The following is a 17,642-nucleotide window of genomic DNA, read 5'->3' as shown; positions in this document are numbered from 1 at the left end:
ATAAAGATTATTCTCTAACGTGAAATAATCGATATGATGGCGCCCGCCAGTTGAGGGATTTCCGTCATTTTCAAACCGGCAATATTGATTCTACCATTTGGCATGCCGTAGATAGCGAACTCATCTTGCAGTATCAGCATTTGATTTTCTGTTAGCGGTAATAGAGAAAACATGCCTTTTTGTTGCGAAATGTCCAAAAACTCTGCAGGTGCACCCCTATCTTTTAGTGCTGCGCCTAATGCTTGGCGAATAGTATCTACCCTATCACGGTAGCTTGCCAGCTCGACTAACCAAGCGTCTGGGCTGTCTAGCAAATAAGAAGCCACTGCGGCACCGTGATTGGGCGGCATGGAGTAGTTGGCACGTGTGATGGTTTCTAAGAGTGTCTGTATATCTGCGTGACGCTCATGGTTCGTCGTCATCACCGTGGCAATACCAGTACGCTCATTGTATAGACCCATGTTCTTTGAACAGCTGGCGGCGATAAATGCAAAGTCAGCGTCTTCAATCATTAAACGAAGTCCTGCAGCATCGGCATCAGGATCATCTCCAAAACCTTGATACGCCATATCAATAAACGGGACAATATTTTTCTGTTTACATTTATCAGAAAAAATTTGCCACTGCTCTAAAGAAGGATCTATACCGGTAGGATTATGGCAGCACGCATGCAATAGCAGTACGTCTCCTTCTTTTGCTTTTTCTAGCGCGGCAAAACACGCATCAATGTCTAACTGGCCATTTTTATTTTGCCATGGATACGTATCAACCGTTAACCCAGCACCTTCCATCAGCGGACGATGATTGATATAGCCAGGGTCGCTGATCCAAATGGTTGAATCTGGAGAGAGCGTGGCGATAAAGTCAGCAATGAGTCGTAATGCACCTGATGCCCCAACCGTCTGAATCGTGCATTGGTTTTTAGACTTGGACTGTCACCCAGTACAAATTTTGCCATTTGCTGGTTAAAATTAGCGTTACCCGATAACATGCCATAAGCCTTTGAATGCGCTTGATGAGCAAGATGTATTTCTGCATCTTGCACTGTTTTCATCACAGGTGTATTGCCATGCTCGTCTCGATAGACACCAACCAATAGATCTATTTTATGTTTACGCTGGTCAGCGCGAAACCTACCTAACAATGCCCACAGTGGATCACCATTGATGATAGGCATATTGTTTAACATCATGATACTTCCTTAATTAGTTTATTTCGCTCGATTGGACAAGATGACACCAATGGTACTGAGTACGATGCCGCATATCATAATGACTGATAGAGACTCATTGAGTATCAGCGCAGCCAGTATAGCGGTTAATCCTGGGGATAAAGAGCCAAGTAATAAGGTACGAATGGAGCCCAATTGTTTGACTGCATAAGAAAACGCGATGGTTGATACCACCCCTACACCAAGTCCTTGTACTAGGATAAACGGAAGCGCTTCATCAAAAGATACAGACCCTATATTCGTCTCTACAATACCAGACAGAACCATCATCAATGTCAGAAAAAACGAGGTATAAGAGAGCACGATCGCAATAGCTATTGGACTCAGTTTGGTGCTTTTTAACCCTAAGGTATAACCCGCCCAAATCAGGCTTGCCATCAACAATAACCCCACACCGTACAGAAGACTATTAGGTATTGACTGTGCACGCCCGCCAATCATAGTAGCGATACCAAAGAGAATAAGAATTAATGCGGCAAATTTTCTTAATGATATTCGTTGACGATAAAAAATAAAAGACAATATTGCGGCAAAGAAAACTGGCGTCCCTGTCAAAATAGTACCAACATAAGCTGCTGGTACCGTACTTGCACCAAAAGCAGCCAATAAAAGAAAAGGCACGCCACCAAGTAAAACGAACATGATATCTGGCAGTCTTATATTTTTGACTTCATGCCAACTAGAGAGTACCCAAGGAGTCAATAAGACCAGCGGTACACTAAAACGAATGAGCATGACATCCGCAATACTTAGCGACGATGTACTAACCGCTCGTACAGTCAACGCAAATCCTGACCAAATCAATAATACAATACTCATAGCCACATAGCCTTTGGTTAGTGGCGACATAATAAACAAAGGATTTTTGCGCGATGAGGGGTGGAATATCGTATTCATAGTCGTGTCTTAGGCTGCTATACAAAGACCAATTATCGATTAAAATACACGCTTTTATCTCTATTTATTCATTGCAATTTTACAAATATTTGGTGGATAATGCTAATTAAATAAAAATTATTGGCTTAAAAAGCCAAAAGGTAAATTATGGATAAAATCGATCGCCATATCTTGGAAGTGCTCCAGAAAGAAGCGCGCTTATCTACAGCCGAACTGTCCGAACGTATAGGGCTGTCGCCTTCTCCTTGCGCGCGACGCCTAAAGCGTTTGGAGGACGAAGGTTATATAGAAAACTATCAAGCGAACGTAAACAAAGCCAAAGCAGGTATTGCGATGAGTTTCTTTGTGGAGGTCAGTCTCAACAGCCACCAAGAAAAATCTATCGCAGCCTTCGAACGCGCTCTGTCCAATATGGACGAGGTGATTAATGGACATGTGGTATCGGGTTCTTATGATTATTTATTAGAAGTGGTAAGCCCCAATCTCGATGGTTATGAGCGGTTCACACGTAAGCTGCACAAGCTTGCTAGCGTAAAAGATATACACACTCATTTATCGGTGAGAAAGGTAATCAATAAGACGACTCTACCTATTTTTGTGTGAGATTCTTTTGTACCGACTAGGAGCACAATGTCTCGCTCGATAATTATTGAGTAGAAAGACCTATAATGAGTTCATTTGAATTTGATAAAATATGGCTATGATAAAGAAGTGTATGATATGACGACATGGACGTTTAAACGAGATACGGCAGATTAATAGAGGACTTGATGAGCTTTAACTACAAAGCCCTAATATAGGAAATATTACTAGGACTTTATTTTAGAGGGATAAGTAAGTCGTTCATAGTAGGTAGCTTATTAACAATAGATTTGTATTCACCATATTATAGGGAAATCTCAACTTCTATTTTGATTGGTCGTTTTAAATGGATAGTGACTTTTATATTAATAGAAGCCGCTTCTGGTGGCTCATTGTCCAAAGCGCCGTCAACGATGTGAGCGATTTTCATTGCTTCTATTTCTTTAAGCTCAAAGCCGTTTGCTTTGGCACCTCTCATAACTTTTTCATAAATTTCTTTTTCGCTTGTGTAGCGCTCTTTATTGTTAAACGATAACTGCATAACTTTAGAATGAGTAACGCTAGACATCTCCATCGGCTTTTGCATTTTAAACCTATCTAAACTAGGATCAGCTGAACTACTAGCAGAAACTAACACTAGGGCTGATGCTACCATCGCAATCGATAAAATCTTCATTTTGAATTCCTTTTGGATTAATTTATTCCTTCTAAGTTAAAACGCTGTTAGCGAATATATTCGCTATATCAACTATATCCTAATAAATTATTAATTGAAAATTTAAATTAATATTAGTAATACTAATATTATTAAGTAATGGATAATTTTAATCAGTTATCCCTATTCTGATTTTCTGCACAATGCCAATTATTACTTTAAATCAAACAAAAAAAAGCCCTGCTATCTTTCGATAACAGAGCCTTTAGTAGTCAAATAGACTTTATGACAAAATCATACTTTTAGCGAAAAACGATTTACCGAGGAAGATAAGCAAAAATAGTACTTATTGTACATTGAGCGTATCTGACAAAGATAAATCGCTTTGCAGCAGAAGTAAAATTACATCATGCCGCCCATTCCACCCATTCCAGCACCGCCGCCCATAGCAGCCATACCATCATCACCTTGCGGTAAGTCAGTAATCATAACTTCAGTCGTTAGCATTAAGCCTGCCACAGATGCAGCATTTTCTAGCGCTGAACGAGCAACTTTAGCTGGATCAAGGATACCCATCTCTAGCATATCGCCATATTCGCCAGTCGCTGCGTTGTAACCGTAGTTACCACTGCCACTCTTCACTTCGTTAACCACAACTGAAGCTTCTTCGCCAGCGTTGGTTACGATTTGACGTAGTGGTGCTTCCATCGCACGACGTAGGATGTTCATACCAGCGTTTTGATCGTCGTTATCACCGCGTAGTTCAGACAATGCATTCATCGCACGAACTAAGGCAACACCGCCGCCAGGTACAACGCCTTCTTCAACCGCTGCACGAGTCGCATGTAGCGCATCGTCAACACGGTCTTTCTTCTCTTTCATTTCAGTTTCAGTTGCTGCGCCGACTTTGATCACTGCTACGCCGCCTGCTAGTTTAGCAACACGCTCTTGTAGCTTTTCTTTGTCATAGTCAGAAGTAGACTCTTCGATTTGACGGTTGATAGACTCAACACGGTTTTCGATGTCAGCTTTGTTGCCAGCGCCATCAACGATAACGGTGTTTTCTTTACCGACCGTCACTTTCTTAGCAGTACCAAGTTGCTCTAGAGTAGCAGTCTCTAGGCTTAGACCAATCTCTTCAGAAATTACAGTACCGCCAGTTAGCGTTGCGATGTCTTCTAGCATTGCTTTACGACGATCGCCGAAACCTGGTGCTTTAACGGCACAAGTTTTCAAGCCGCCACGCATGTTGTTTACAACTAGTGTTGCTAGTGCTTCGTTTTCTACATCTTCAGCGATGATTAGCAACGGCTTGCTCTGCTGCATTACTTGCTCAAGTAATGGCACGATCTCACGGATGTTGCTGATTTTTTTGTCAACTAGCAAGATATATGGGTTTTCAAATTCAGCAGTTAGGCTATCTTGCTTGTTAGCAAAGTATGGGCTGATATAACCACGGTCAAACTGCATACCTTCTACAACTTCTAGGGTATCTTCGAAGCTTGAACCTTCTTCAACAGTGATAACGCCTTGCTTACCAACTTTTTCCATCGCTTGTGAAATCAGCTCACCGATTTTGGTGTCTGAGTTTGCAGAGATAGAACCAACTTGAGCGATTGCTTTGTGATCGTCAGCTGGCGTTGATAGTTTATGAATTTCTTTAACTGCTTCACGTACCGCTTTGTCGATACCGCGCTTAAGATCCATTGGGTTCATGCCAGCAGCAACTGACTTCATGCCTTCTTGTAGGATTGACTGAGCCAATACAGTTGCAGTGGTTGTACCATCACCAGCGACATCATTAGTGCGACTAGCTACTTCACGTACCAGCTGTGCACCCATGTTTTCAAATTTGTTTTCTAGCTCGATTTCTTTGGCAACTGAAACACCATCTTTAGTGATGGTAGGTGCGCCAAATGATTTGTCGATAACAACGTTACGACCTTTAGGGCCTAGTGTTACACGTACTGCATTTGCTAGAACGTTTACGCCGTCCATCATTTGTTTACGGGCATCAATGCCGAATTTTACGTCTTTTGCCATGTTAAATTACTCCACTATTATAAGTATGAGAATACAATTGATTGATTTGATAGTTGCTTATCAAAAGCGATTATCAGAAACTGCTATCAAAATGCGCTGAGTATAAAATAATACTCAAAAGGACTAGCCTTCTAGCACACCCAATACATCAGACTCTTTCATAATCAATAGTTCTTCACCGTCAACCTTTACGGTTTGACCAGCATATTGACCGAACAAAACTTTGTCGCCAGCTTTTACATCTAACGCACGAGTTTCACCGTTGTCACGAACTTGACCATTACCAACTGCAAGCACTTCACCTTGTGAAGGTTTCTCTTGTGCTGAACCAGGAAGCAAGATACCACCAGCAGTCTTTGTTTCTTCTTCTATGCGGCGGACGACAATACGGTCATGTAAAGGACGAATGTTCATCGATATGACTCCAAAAGTTGGTTAATAAAATTAAGGGTTTATTTGAATTAATGGTCTCAATACCAGTATCTATAGGAAACACTGCCAAAAACAATGCTTTATAGATAAGCCTTGAGCTTGTAACAAAAAGTGGGGGCAAGGTGAGTTCGGTTCAAGTGTAAAGCCCAAAAATTTACAAGATTATTTTGCAGAAATTGATCAACCAACATCTCATATCGATGCTTTACATTTGATAGAGTCGATATGCTAGTAAAATAAAGGGCAAGAAATAGGAATATTTAAAAATATTAGTGAGCTGAATTTATATTTTGACCAATACCAAATCAACTATAGAAACATTTGCTACAAGCTCTACACGAAGCGGTATGACACTACGCTTGAAAATGTAACAGCGTATGACCATTATAGGTCTGGTAAACATAATAAGAACGAACGAAAAAAATTGCTATATCGGCAATAAATTAATGAAGGGGTATCTATGAGTTTTTCATCAATGCACAAAAAGTCATCAAGCGACAATATTGATAATGCTAATAACGCAAAACGCAGTCCATCTAAATTTTTATCTGCCTTAGTAACAGGCATCAGTATCTCTACCGTTGGAGCTTTGAGTATGACCGCACCTACCTAGCTAGCGCAAAAACCGTCCAACCATCAACTGCCGATTATAGTTTTACCGTTGAGGACAAATACAAAGGCACAGCAACTCGTACGCTGAGTAAATCTGGTAATACGTGGAAATATAACGTTAAGGCTCGCGTCGCTGGTGTGGCTAGCGCCTCACAAAACAGCACCTTTACGATTAATGGCAACAATGTCAGTCCCACGCAGGCAAGCACTACGTACAAACTACTTGGCATGGGTCGCACGCACAAACTAGACTTTAACCCAAGCAGTAAAAAAGTCACCAGTAACTATAAAGGCAAGTCGACGACTATGAATATGTCGCAACAAGCCTTTGATGATTTGAGCCTTGAGGTACAAATTCGTCAGGATTTATTGAACGGTAAATTCTCTGGTAATTATTACATGGCAAAAAAGACAAAATCGAGAAGACGCCATTTAAAAAATCAGGCAGCACTAAGATTACCGTACCAGCGGGTACCTTTGATACGGTACGCATTGACCGCGTCCACGATGACGATAGCCGCTCTACCAGTTTTTGGTTAGCCCCAAGCTTGGACTATATGCCAGTTAAAGTTAGCCAAATTAACGATGGTAAGAAAATGGATTTAGAATTAACTAAGATTAACTAATCTACTTATCTTGAAAGTTATAAACAAAAAAGCGGCGCTCTAGATGGAGTGCCGCTTTTTATGGTTTTAGATTGATAGGTATAACTTATTAGGCTTTAGATAACTTCAATTATTGACGAGGTTTCTTCACAACATTGTTCATCGAAGGCAGGCGTTTAAGCAGAATAAATAGCCAAACATTAATGGCAAGCAATAGTAAGAAATCCGCTAAGTATACGGCGATTTCTGCCCAACTACTGCCATATATACGAGTAAACAACACCACGCCACTCGCACCCAAATATACCAAGGTAAACATGCTGCTTATTAACAATGCATAAGGTGAACGACCGCGCAATATCCATGGCGTCAAAATCAATGCGGGCACTAGCCATAATGCCTGCCAAGCAATACCGCCAACAATATCAGGGCTACTAGGATTAAAGATACTAATAAAGATAGGCAATCCGAGCAGTCTATAAACGAGCCAAATTAACCACGTAACCTTTAAGCGCTGTGCAATAGGTGCGATAGGCTTAACCGTTTTAAGAGGCTTTGTATTAGAGCGGGTTGTGGCCATTAGATATTTTGATTTCCTAAATGAATAATATACTGCTGAATGTGAATAAGTAGAGCTTGATTATAACCACTTGCTTATAATCAAGTGATTATAGGAATTCAATCATAAACTTTGAGACTCAGACGCTTCTAGACAGCAGGTTTATAAAAGTTACTTATCGGCTCCAATTAGCCTGTGCTAATGCAGCTGCCGTAATCGCTAAACGGCGACCCTGCGCAATACCCAAATCTCGCTCGTCAGCAGATATTGGCTGATCATGCGATGCACCGCTGACATGGCTAGCACCATAAGGCGTGCCGCCGCGATGAGTACGGTTCAATGCTGGCTCTGCATAGGGCACACCTACGATAACCATACCGTGATGCATCAGGGGCAACATCATCGTCAACAACGTCGTTTCTTGGCCACCATGCATGGAACCTGTCGCCGTAAACACCGATGCAGGCTTGTTTTGTAGGTTCCCTGCCAGCCATAGGGTCACGGTATTGTCCCAAAAATACTTCATGGGTGCGGCCATATTACCAAAGTGGGTTGGACTACCAAGCGCAAGACCGCTACAGTCCTTGAGATCGTCCATCGTACAGTACAAGTCGCCCTCATCAGGTATCGCAGGCTTGCTTGACGTGGTTTCAGGTGCCACTGTCGGTACCGTACGGATACGCGCGGTCATGCCAGCATCTTCAATACCTTGAGCGATAGCATATGCTAATGTCTTAGTCGTACCGTAATTAGAATAATAAAGCACCAAAACATAAGGGTCGGTCTGACTCATTAGCAAAGCTTCCTTATAAAATCGTTAGCCATACTGGCCACCAAAAATGCGGCGAAATATATGACTAACTGGCATTGTAGAATATGTGCACATTATGCCCGAGTCATTCACTGTCATGCAAATAACCATGATTGATAACCTGACTTATATTGTATCTGATGTGCTAGGTAGTGCATTTTGACACAATTAAACCGCAGATGATAACCGTTCATCTTTGTTACACTATTGTCACTCTTACTTTTGCTTAATGGTCGACATGGAAAAATTATCTCAAAAACTCCCGTTTTTACAACAGCGTTGGTTTCAGTTCTTACGGTTTTTGACTCGGCATTTTTTTGAAGATAATTGCCAGCAAAAGGCAGCTTCGCTGACATACACCACTATGCTGTCGATCGTACCGGTATTAACGGTATTACTGATGATTTTATCATCCGTACCAGCTCTCGCATCGGTTAGAGCGCAGATCTATGACGTCATTTATAGTAATCTATTGCCGCAATCGAGCATGCAAGTTAGTGAGTACATTAATAGCTTTGCCGAAAAATCATCCAATCTAACCATTATCGGTGCCATGATTTTATTCTTTACGACTATCATGACCTTGACCACCATCGAGCGCGCGTTTAACCAAATCTGGCGAGTAGAAGATCGCTCTGGTGGCATCAAAAGCATGCTGCGTTATTGGACTATAGTTACCCTAGGGCCGCTGGTATTGGGCACCGCTTTTATCGCTTCAAGTACCGTACAGAGTCTGAGCTTTCTTAATCGTCAAATTGCAGGCTACGGTATCGACTGGAGCTTTTGGGTACAAATGGCATCGATTGGTATTACGATGGCGGGCTTTATCGGTATGTACTGGTTTATTCCAAAGGCGCGTGTACCAGCAAAAAATGCAGCCATCGCTGGCGTGTTTGTGGCCATTGTCTTTGAATTAATGAAGCATCTGTTTGGTACAGTGATGGCTAACTTTACCAGCTACGAAGCGATTTATGGCGCTTTTGCCGCATTGCCTATCTTTCTACTATGGATTTATCTGTCGTGGAATTTGATTTTATTAGGCGTTGAAATCAGCTATACCTTGACCATTTTTGAGACAGAAGAAGTCTACCCTCGTCACCCGTTACTCAGCTTGTTAGATATGTTGAATTTGGTCTATACCCACCACTTAAAAGGTGAAGCCGTTAGCGAACAAGCGCTGCGCAATGTCTTAGGTCGCAAAGAGCTGCCGAAATGGTATACCTATATCAACTACCTGCAAGACAGCAATCTTATCACCATGACAGATGATGATGACTACGTACTCAAAAGAGACCTGAGTAGAATGACGTTATGGGACTTTTATCGTACCTTGCCCTACCCACTTCCTATCAAGGACGAGTTGGATGAGATGAAACTGGAAGGTCAAAAGCCTTGGCTAAGTTTATTGGTAAAACGTTTTGAAAATACTGAAGCGTATGCCAAACAGCAACTGCATCTGCCGCTAAATGCTATCTTTGCCAATAGCGAACCGCGTAAACAGTCTACTAATAAGCATGGCGATGACCATAAATTATTTAGAAAAACCTCTGCCGCCACTGAAAACGTACAACGACATGATAATCTAGATAGACATAATGAGAGTGCTTACAACGGTAATGATCCACATCTAGAAGCATCACCGCACCTAGAGCCGATGGCTTATGACAAAGACAGCGCTATTGAATATGACGATCACGACAATGAAGCCATCATACCTCTAGGGACTAGTGATAGTCATGCTGAGACAGATATGACCAGAAGTGCGCATAAAAACGCTATTATTACAGAAGCAGATAACCCTAAGGCTCATCACAGTGAATAAAAATGATGGAGACAGTGTCTGGACACGTACGATCAATGCAAGTCAAAACAGGCTTAAGCAGTTCACTAAGTTGTGGTCAATACAAACGCTGACCGACTTGCCTGATCGCCTAAATAATTTGTGGCAGTGGCTGATTGGCTCCTATTGGTTTATCCCAACCGCTTGTGTCATCGTGGGTATTTTGCTTGCTCCTTTACTAGTCGCGATTGATCAGCATTTTGATCGTGAAACGGTAAAAGAGATCTCCTTTGCCTTTACTGGTGATGACGAAGCGGCGCGCGCGATTATGACAGCCATCGCTGGTGCGGTACTGGGCGTGGCAGGTACGACGTTTTCGATTACAATCGCCGTCTTGTCGATGGCATCCTCACAGTTTGGTCCAAGGCTGCTACGTAACTTTTTGACCGACACACCAAATCAGTTTGTCCTTGGCGCTTTTATCGGTACATTTAGCTATAGCTTACTGGTACTAAAATCTATCCATAAGTCTGACGTAGCTTATGGTGTGCCGCAATTGGCAGTAACTTTTGCTATTATCATGGCAATTATCTGTGCGCTGCTTTTAGTTTATTTTGTGCAGCATATGGTACATGCCATTCAAGCGTCACACGTCATTCAAAATGCTAGCAACGATGCAATTGCAAACATTTACTATTGGTATAACGATCATTGTGATATCCAACATCAACGCGATGCTGAGCACCATGATATCGAGCAGTTCCAAAACTGGCCTGCTATGCCGATTTATTCACCAAATTCAGGTTATCTACAGCAGATTTATCTTGAGTCATTGATTGCGCTGTCACAAGACTATGGGGGCGTGGTACAAATGCATATCAACCTCGGTAATTACGTCACTGACAAAAATGTCATTGGTTACTTTTATCAACGGCCTGCATCTCATCCAAATAATCGCCAAAGGACAGCGACCCCGCATCTAGCAGTAATACCTAAAGCACCTGATGGACTGTTTTGGCAACGTCTGGCAGGTTGCCTGCGACTTGAGCAACGATTGGCGCACTCCAACGACATCGCCTATAGCTTAGGTCAAATGACGGAAATTGCTGTACGCGCACTATCCCCTGGTATCAATGATCCAAAGACTGCGGTCAATTGCGTCCAGTCTCTAACCAGCTGTCTGAGTATCATGATGCGGCGTCAGCCACCAAGCCCTTATCATTTTCACATACCGCAATCAGAGACTAACGATAGCTCTGAAAATACTATCAAACAGAAGCGACTGGCCATATTGGCACTAGTCACTCATATCCCCAAAATTTCTGACTTTATCAATGTATCACTCGGTGAGATACGTCGTTATGCAGCTGCTGACCTAATGGTATTAAAAGCATTATGTCAGGCAATGGTAAATCTCAACTATGCACGGGTAAACAGCGCACAGCAGCAAACACTATTACATGAATTGCATCTGATTCAGCGCGCTGGTGAAGAGAATTTAAATTATCAAGAGCTGGTCGATGATTTGGTCGCTATGTGCGAACAAGCCAAGAAATTCATCCTTGATAAGGATGCTCAGCACAAGCATTTTATTTATGTTAGTAATTTTGAAGCGGATATTCGTCAAGCGTTACAGACACAGTCTAGTTAATGATATGACCAATTAACTGTTTAAATAAATAACCGTACCAGCCCTTATAAGTACATTACTTATAAGCACAACACCTAGAGCTAACAACACTTATAACGTCCCTATAAGCCCTGCGCTTTGGATACTTTTTATATTTATATGAGACCTACTTTTTATGGCATCTGCAACCAGCCTCACCATCCTAGAAATCAGCGCCATATTTTTGTCGATTACCGCTTCATTAACTTATATTAACCACCGCTTTATCGGTTTGCCGACAACTATCGGCGTCATGGTCATCTCTATCTTATTGTCAATCGGTGCGATATTTTTAGGCTTCTTAGGATTTGATCAGCTAATTGATTACGAAGTCAGTTTATTGGAGCAACTTGATTTTACCGAAGTACTCTTAGACGGTATGCTGTCGATGTTGCTATTTGCAGGCGCATTACACGTTAATATTGGTGATTTAAGACGATACAAGCTACCTATCGGCATCCTTGCTGGACTTGGTACGATCATATCGGCGATGCTCATTGCGACCGCGATTTATTTTATGTTGCCGTTGTTTGGTTTCGGCTTGCCGTTTCTCTGGTGTCTGTTATTTGGGGCGCTTATTTCCCTACCGATCCTATTGCTGTCATGGGTATCCTGTCGTCAGCAGGTGCTCCAAAGAGCATCGAGACTGTCATCGCTGGCGAGTCATTGTTCAATGATGGTATCGGCGTGGTTATTTTTGTCTTACTGCTAGGGATTTTATCTAGCGGTGATATCCCTACTGCCAACTACGTCGCTCATACATTGGCGGTTGAAGCTGGTGGCGGCGTTGTATTCGGACTGGTACTTGGTGCGATTTTGTATTACTTGCTTAAAAGTATTGATAGTTATCAAGAAGAAGTGCTATTAACGTTGGCAGGTGTCATCGGTGGCTATGCGCTGGCCAGTCATTGGCATTTATCAGGGCCACTCGCCATGGTCATGATGGGTCTGATGGTTGGCAATCGTGGTCGCGAGCTAGCCATGAGTGATAAGACACGTCACTATATTGATTTGTTCTGGGAATTGATTGATGAGATTTTAAACGCCATTTTGTTTGTACTCATTGGTCTAGAAGTGGTGATGATTGCTTATTCAGGCAATTTATTTATTGCGAGTGGTTTGACGATTTTGATTGCGCTGATTGCTCGATTTATCGTGGTAGGCATGACGACCAAGACCTTTCATCGTCAGCTTGATTTGCCTACAGGCGCATGGAAAGTTCTGACGTGGGGCGGCTTACGCGGTGGTATCTCAGTCGCGCTAGTATTACAGCTACCAATCGGGGCTGAACGCGAGATTCTATTGGCACTCACTTATGCGGTGGTGATTTTCTCCATCTTGGTACAAGGTCTAAGCGTCGGTAAAGTCGCTAAAAGCATTCGTAAGGATGAAAGAGTAGCAAACGTATAAGCTAAAAATATAACAGGCACAAAAAATCCAGCATAAGATACTTGTCTTATGCTGGATTTTTTGACTTAAATTTAAACGTTATATCAAGCCCTTTCGTTTCATATTGCGATAAACCACGATAATAATAAGCAGATTAGAAACCAGTATCCCAAGCTTAAACCAGTCAAACGGGCTAACGATCAGATAGTAGATTTCTATAGGAATAAATACCCCGTAGCCTAGTACCCCAAACCAATATGCCCATGTTTTGTCATGCCATAAGCCATAGGCTTCGAGGAAGCGCAAACTGGCATAAGCGAATATCAATAATAAAAACATCGGCCAGTTTTTACTTGCTTGCTGAGCAATACGTACGGCACTGTCAATTTGCGGGGCAAGCATATGGCCGAAACTGTGCTGCCAAGTAACGGTTGCGGTCGTCAGCCAATGCTCAAGATTGGTATGCCACCACCATAATGCCCCTGCTCCTAGTAACGCACCAACACCTTTGACTACCTCATAAATGGCCACCGCTTTGATAGACTCACTCGCCGTACTGCGCGATTTTTCTTGCTGACCATTCATGGTAACCCCTTTATCCTTCGAGGATGGCGGCAGACGGTTATCCTGTCGGGGCAAATTAGCCAAAGAATGTCTCCACAACACGTCCTTGCAACTGCTGATTGAAAAACGGCGTGTTTTTACCACTCGATAGCATCGATTGCGCGGTTACTTGCCACTCAAGGTTAGGATCGACTAATACTGCACCGCCGATAGCTTCATACTGCTCGCTAATACCTGCGATTTTTGCAGGATTTAGGCAGATTTTGTCTACCAGTTGCGAGAGTGTTAACACCTCATCATTTACCAGCTGACAAGCCAGCGCCATAAACGTATCAAAGTTTGAGATACCTGGCGTACTCTCAGCAAACGGTGCTTTTTGGCGGTACTGTTCAATGGCTCGTGATGACTACAGATAGCATCAATAGTGCCATCTTTTAATCCGCGGCGGATTGCCTGTTGGTCAGTATTGCTACGTAGCGGTGGCAACACATATGCCTGAGCATTAAAGCCTTCAAGATTGTCATCAGTTAAATACAGCTGATGCATCGCAACATCACACGTAACCGGCAGACCTTTGTCTTTTGCCCAGCGCATGAGCTCAATGGAAGACTTACATGATAACTGGCTAAAATGAGCAGCGATTCCAGTCTCTTCCACCATCAATAGCTGCGTAGACAGTGCAACCGTTTCTGCAATCCAAGGGATCCCTTGTAGACCATGATAAGAAGCAATATAGCCCTCATGTGCCACGCCATCTCCAGACAGACTTGGCTCGTCAGGATAAAAGAATACTTTCATACCAAAAGTCGCCGCGTATTCTAGTGTACGTAGCAATACTAAGTCATTACGAAAAGGTCTACGCGCATTAGATACCGCAATACAGCCGCCCTTTTTAAGCCCTGCGATATTAGATGGTCGTTCGCCCTCTAACCCTGTGGTCAATGCACCCAAAATATGCAAGTAAATCCCGCCATCACTCAAGGCGCGCTCACGTAAACCTTTTAAGAGTGAGCCATTTTCTAAAATAGGATTGGTATCAGGTGGCGTCACCACATGCAAAAATCCATTACCACGAGCAGCGCTGCCTTCTGATTTTAGCGTACCGTGTTGCTGCTGGCCTGGCTCACGCAAACGCGCGCATAGATCTACTAGTGGTGGCAATAACCACATCTCACGGTCAGAATCGAGTGTAGATAGTTTTTCTGTTGCAATTTGCGGCAATGCATCTTTAAATGCTTTTGGTAAATGATTAAGGATGGGTACATCCGTATTAAGCATGGTAGACATAACGTTATTACCGTATCAATAAAATGAAATAAATGAGAATAAGTCGCTCGGCAGCCTATTATTTGCCAGCCGCTTGATGAGCGCGTTGACCTTCCATCGCAAGTGATAAGACTGCCATGCGAATGGCAATGCCGTTATTTACCTGCTTTAAGATAACGGATTGCGCGCCATCAGCCACACTAGAGGCAATCTCAACACCGCGGTTCATCGGCCCCGGATGCATCACTAGTGCATCAGGTTTAGCGAGCGCTACTCGCTCTGGCGTGATTCCATAATGCTTATAGTATTCACTTGAGGATGCCAATAGCGGCGAACCGATACGCTCATTTTGTATTCTTAATCCCATGATCACATCACAGTCGGTGACACACTCGTCCATGTTTTCATATACTTGCACGCCAAAACGCTCAATACCTTTTGGCAGTAAAGTGCGCGGCGCACAAACACGGATGTCTGTCACACCTAGTGTTTGCAATGCACTGATATCAGAGCGTGCCACGCGTGAGTGCTTAATATCACCAACGATTGCGATAGACAGCTCTTCAAACGGGCGCGGCGCTTCACGGTGAATGGTCAACATGTCGAGCATTCCTTGAGTGGGATGCGCATGCCAGCCATCACCGCCATTGATAATAGCGATATCAGGCGTCACTTCTGTCGCCATAAAATGCGCGGCACCTGATGCTGAATGTCGAACTACAAAGATATCCGCGGTCATAGCCTGTAGATTCCACAACGTATCGCGCAGACTCTCGCCTTTTTTGGTACTAGAACGTTCGATATCGATATTGAGTACATTGGCACCCAAACGTTTTTCTGCCACCTCGAATGTCGTCCGTGTACGAGTCGATGGTTCAAAAAACAAATTCATGACCGTGTAGCCGTCTAACTCAGGACGATTGATTAGCTGTCCATTTTCATCAAAGAAAGTCTCTGCTTTTGCAATAATAGCTTTGAGCTGTGCTTTATTAAGACCTTCAACACCTAAGAAATGCCTGATACTGCCATCGGTGTTGAGCTGCGGACGACTTAGTGAAGTATTGAGCCTTTGATGAATCGTACTGGGATCAAATTTTGCATAATCAGTCGGTGAGACTGGTTGTGTAGCGCTACTATCGATAGAATTTGACATAATGGCGAGTCTTTATTGTGGGTTTATATGAGTCTATAGTAATCACTTATTCATCTTTGTTCGATCATTTATCACTGATAGGCATAGATACAAAGGACATTTTGACGCTTATTTGCTACAATTTACCGTAATCAAATTCGACCAAAAAATAGCCTCAGCAGACAATCAGAAAGCGTGAGTAGACATGCTGTATTCTCATAGAGAATAATTCTGACAAAACTATAAATGAATAACAATAGATATAGTGTAGCCGATTTTGTGGTCGGGACAAAGATGCCGTATTAGCTATTTAAGAATTTACCTATTTCAGGTGTGCTAAATACCACCTACTTCTTTACTTTGACACCTATCCGTTCTTTTATTTTCCATACCCTTTATTAGGAAGCCTTATGACGACCTTAGCAGACTATCTAAACCAACATGCCACTAGCCCTGCACTCAATGACGTGATTACCACTGTCACTGATGTCGGTAAGACAATTTCACAACTGCTTAGAAAAGGTGCTCTGGCAGATATTTTAGGCGAAGCAGGTAATCAAAACGTCCAAGGCGAAGATCAGAAGAAACTAGACGTACTGGCCAATGACCTACTACTAGATGCATTGGCAAAAAATACACATTGTGCTGGTGTTGCGTCAGAAGAGCTCGATGACGCGACCCCTGCTAATGACGATGGTAGCCTATTGGTACTATTTGACCCATTAGATGGCTCATCAAATATCGACATCAATATGGCTGTAGGTACGATTTTTTCTATCTTACCGTATGATCGCCAAGGTCAAACCAGTGAAAACAGCGACTATTTGCAAGCCGGCAATAAACAGCTAGCAGCCGGTTATTTGCTATATGGCACCTCTACTGTCCTAGCGCTAACTATCGCTGATAAAGTCGTGATGTTTAGCCTAGATCCAGAGACGTCTGACTATGTGCTGATAGAAGACAATGTGCAAATCGATGTCGATACAAGCGAATATGCTATCAATAGCTCAAATTATCGTTACTGGCGTGAACCGATGCAACAGTACATTGATGAGTTAATCGCTGGTGAAACAGGTGTACGTGGACGCGATTTTAATACGCGTTGGGTAGCAGCCATGGTTGGTGACGTCCATCGCATCTTATGCCGCGGTGGTCTGTTCACTTATCCGTTTGATACCAAATATGCTCATAAAGCGGGCAAACTGCGTTTGATGTATGAAGCCAACCCAATGAGCCTATTGATTGAACGTGCCGGTGGTGCTGCGACAGACGCGGTCAATCGTATCCTAGATATCGAACCGACTGATATCCATCAACGTGTTCCTGTAGTACTCGGTAGCAAAAACGAAGTCAATTATGTGAAAGATTTACACGTAAATTATTCTGAAAAATAATTGATTGACGCACCTGTTAAG

Annotated in this window: 14 protein-coding genes and 3 pseudogenes; 6 read left to right on the top strand and 11 right to left on the bottom strand. The window is 42.8% G+C overall.

The window, feature by feature from the left end; all coding sequences use genetic code 11:
• Positions 1-14: 14 nt before the first annotated feature.
• The 3 genes from ACOBWA_RS03650 to ACOBWA_RS03640 are packed head-to-tail and all read right to left on the bottom strand — an operon-like array spanning position 15 to position 2,128.
• Positions 15-872: an aminotransferase class I/II-fold pyridoxal phosphate-dependent enzyme gene (locus ACOBWA_RS03650; protein ID WP_420230711.1), complete on the bottom strand. Its 858-nt coding sequence runs from the start codon at positions 870-872 to the stop codon at positions 15-17.
• Positions 791-1,192 (bottom strand): hypothetical protein, encoded by a 402-nt coding sequence (locus tag ACOBWA_RS03645; RefSeq protein WP_420230231.1) that lies wholly within the window; start codon positions 1,190-1,192, stop codon positions 791-793. Before ACOBWA_RS03645 ends, ACOBWA_RS03650 begins: the two co-directional genes overlap by 82 nt.
• An 18-nt stretch (positions 1,193-1,210) precedes the next feature.
• The gene (locus tag ACOBWA_RS03640) at positions 1,211-2,128 is read right to left on the bottom strand and encodes a DMT family transporter (RefSeq protein ID WP_420230230.1); all 918 of its coding nucleotides are present in this window, start codon (positions 2,126-2,128) and stop codon (positions 1,211-1,213) included.
• A 147-nt stretch (positions 2,129-2,275) separates the two neighbouring features.
• On the opposite strand from ACOBWA_RS03640, the gene ACOBWA_RS03635 reads away from it, so the two are divergent.
• Positions 2,276-2,731, top strand: coding sequence for an Lrp/AsnC family transcriptional regulator (locus ACOBWA_RS03635; RefSeq protein WP_165598234.1), 456 nt, complete (start codon positions 2,276-2,278; stop codon positions 2,729-2,731).
• A gap of 283 nt (positions 2,732-3,014) precedes the next feature.
• On the opposite strand, the gene ACOBWA_RS03630 is transcribed toward ACOBWA_RS03635, so the two are convergent.
• From ACOBWA_RS03630 to groES, 3 genes are all read right to left on the bottom strand, one after another.
• Positions 3,015-3,386: a hypothetical protein gene (locus ACOBWA_RS03630; RefSeq protein ID WP_420230229.1), complete on the bottom strand. Its 372-nt coding sequence runs from the start codon at positions 3,384-3,386 to the stop codon at positions 3,015-3,017.
• Positions 3,387-3,767: 381 nt separating this feature from the next.
• Positions 3,768-5,408 (bottom strand): chaperonin GroEL, encoded by a 1,641-nt coding sequence (gene groL / locus ACOBWA_RS03625; protein WP_238052264.1) that lies wholly within the window; start codon positions 5,406-5,408, stop codon positions 3,768-3,770.
• A 123-nt stretch (positions 5,409-5,531) separates the two neighbouring features.
• Positions 5,532-5,822, bottom strand: coding sequence for a co-chaperone GroES (gene groES, locus ACOBWA_RS03620; protein ID WP_057758860.1), 291 nt, complete (start codon positions 5,820-5,822; stop codon positions 5,532-5,534).
• A 478-nt stretch (positions 5,823-6,300) separates the two neighbouring features.
• Between groES and ACOBWA_RS03615 the strand changes: the two are divergent.
• A pseudogene (locus ACOBWA_RS03615) lies at positions 6,301-7,078 on the top strand (DUF3108 domain-containing protein).
• 109 nt (positions 7,079-7,187) lie between these two features.
• On the opposite strand, the gene ACOBWA_RS03610 reads toward ACOBWA_RS03615, so the two are convergent.
• Together ACOBWA_RS03610 and wrbA are read right to left on the bottom strand one after the other, a co-directional pair.
• Positions 7,188-7,637 carry a hypothetical protein gene (locus tag ACOBWA_RS03610; protein WP_238069000.1) on the bottom strand — a complete coding sequence of 150 codons (450 nt, stop codon included), beginning with the start codon at positions 7,635-7,637 and terminating at the stop codon, positions 7,188-7,190.
• 154 nt (positions 7,638-7,791) lie between these two features.
• Positions 7,792-8,409: an NAD(P)H:quinone oxidoreductase gene (wrbA, locus tag ACOBWA_RS03605; RefSeq protein WP_114701670.1), complete on the bottom strand. Its 618-nt coding sequence runs from the start codon at positions 8,407-8,409 to the stop codon at positions 7,792-7,794.
• A 256-nt stretch (positions 8,410-8,665) separates the two neighbouring features.
• Here wrbA and ACOBWA_RS03600 point away from each other — a divergent pair, with 256 nt between their 5' ends.
• From ACOBWA_RS03600 to ACOBWA_RS03590, 3 genes and pseudogenes are all read left to right on the top strand, one after another.
• Positions 8,666-10,249 (top strand): YihY/virulence factor BrkB family protein, encoded by a 1,584-nt coding sequence (locus tag ACOBWA_RS03600; protein WP_420230228.1) that lies wholly within the window; start codon positions 8,666-8,668, stop codon positions 10,247-10,249.
• Positions 10,242-11,858, top strand: a complete 1,617-nt coding sequence (locus ACOBWA_RS03595; protein WP_420230227.1) for a DUF2254 domain-containing protein — start codon at positions 10,242-10,244, stop codon at positions 11,856-11,858. Before ACOBWA_RS03600 ends, ACOBWA_RS03595 begins: the two co-directional genes overlap by 8 nt.
• A 154-nt stretch (positions 11,859-12,012) precedes the next feature.
• Positions 12,013-13,286, top strand: a pseudogene (locus ACOBWA_RS03590) (cation:proton antiporter).
• Between the two features lie 78 nt (positions 13,287-13,364).
• Here the strand turns inward: ACOBWA_RS03590 and ACOBWA_RS03585 are convergent.
• The 3 genes and pseudogenes from ACOBWA_RS03585 to ACOBWA_RS03575 form a co-directional block, all read right to left on the bottom strand.
• Positions 13,365-13,850: a DUF2127 domain-containing protein gene (locus tag ACOBWA_RS03585; RefSeq protein WP_371548220.1), complete on the bottom strand. Its 486-nt coding sequence runs from the start codon at positions 13,848-13,850 to the stop codon at positions 13,365-13,367.
• Positions 13,851-13,905: 55 nt separating this feature from the next.
• Positions 13,906-15,116 (bottom strand): annotated as a pseudogene (locus ACOBWA_RS03580) (dihydroorotase).
• Between the two features lie 58 nt (positions 15,117-15,174).
• The gene (locus tag ACOBWA_RS03575; protein ID WP_057758845.1) at positions 15,175-16,248 is read right to left on the bottom strand and encodes an aspartate carbamoyltransferase catalytic subunit; all 1,074 of its coding nucleotides are present in this window, start codon (positions 16,246-16,248) and stop codon (positions 15,175-15,177) included.
• A 389-nt stretch (positions 16,249-16,637) separates the two neighbouring features.
• Here ACOBWA_RS03575 and ACOBWA_RS03570 point away from each other — a divergent pair, with 389 nt between their 5' ends.
• Positions 16,638-17,621, top strand: coding sequence for a class 1 fructose-bisphosphatase (locus ACOBWA_RS03570; RefSeq protein WP_420230226.1), 984 nt, complete (start codon positions 16,638-16,640; stop codon positions 17,619-17,621).
• Positions 17,622-17,642: the final 21 nt, after the last annotated feature.

The organism is Psychrobacter sp. ER1 (assembly GCF_048631835.1).
Lineage (GTDB): Bacteria > Pseudomonadota > Gammaproteobacteria > Pseudomonadales > Moraxellaceae > Psychrobacter.
The sequence above is the reverse complement of the archived record's forward strand: the minus strand, read 5'-3'. Positions and strand labels throughout refer to the sequence as shown.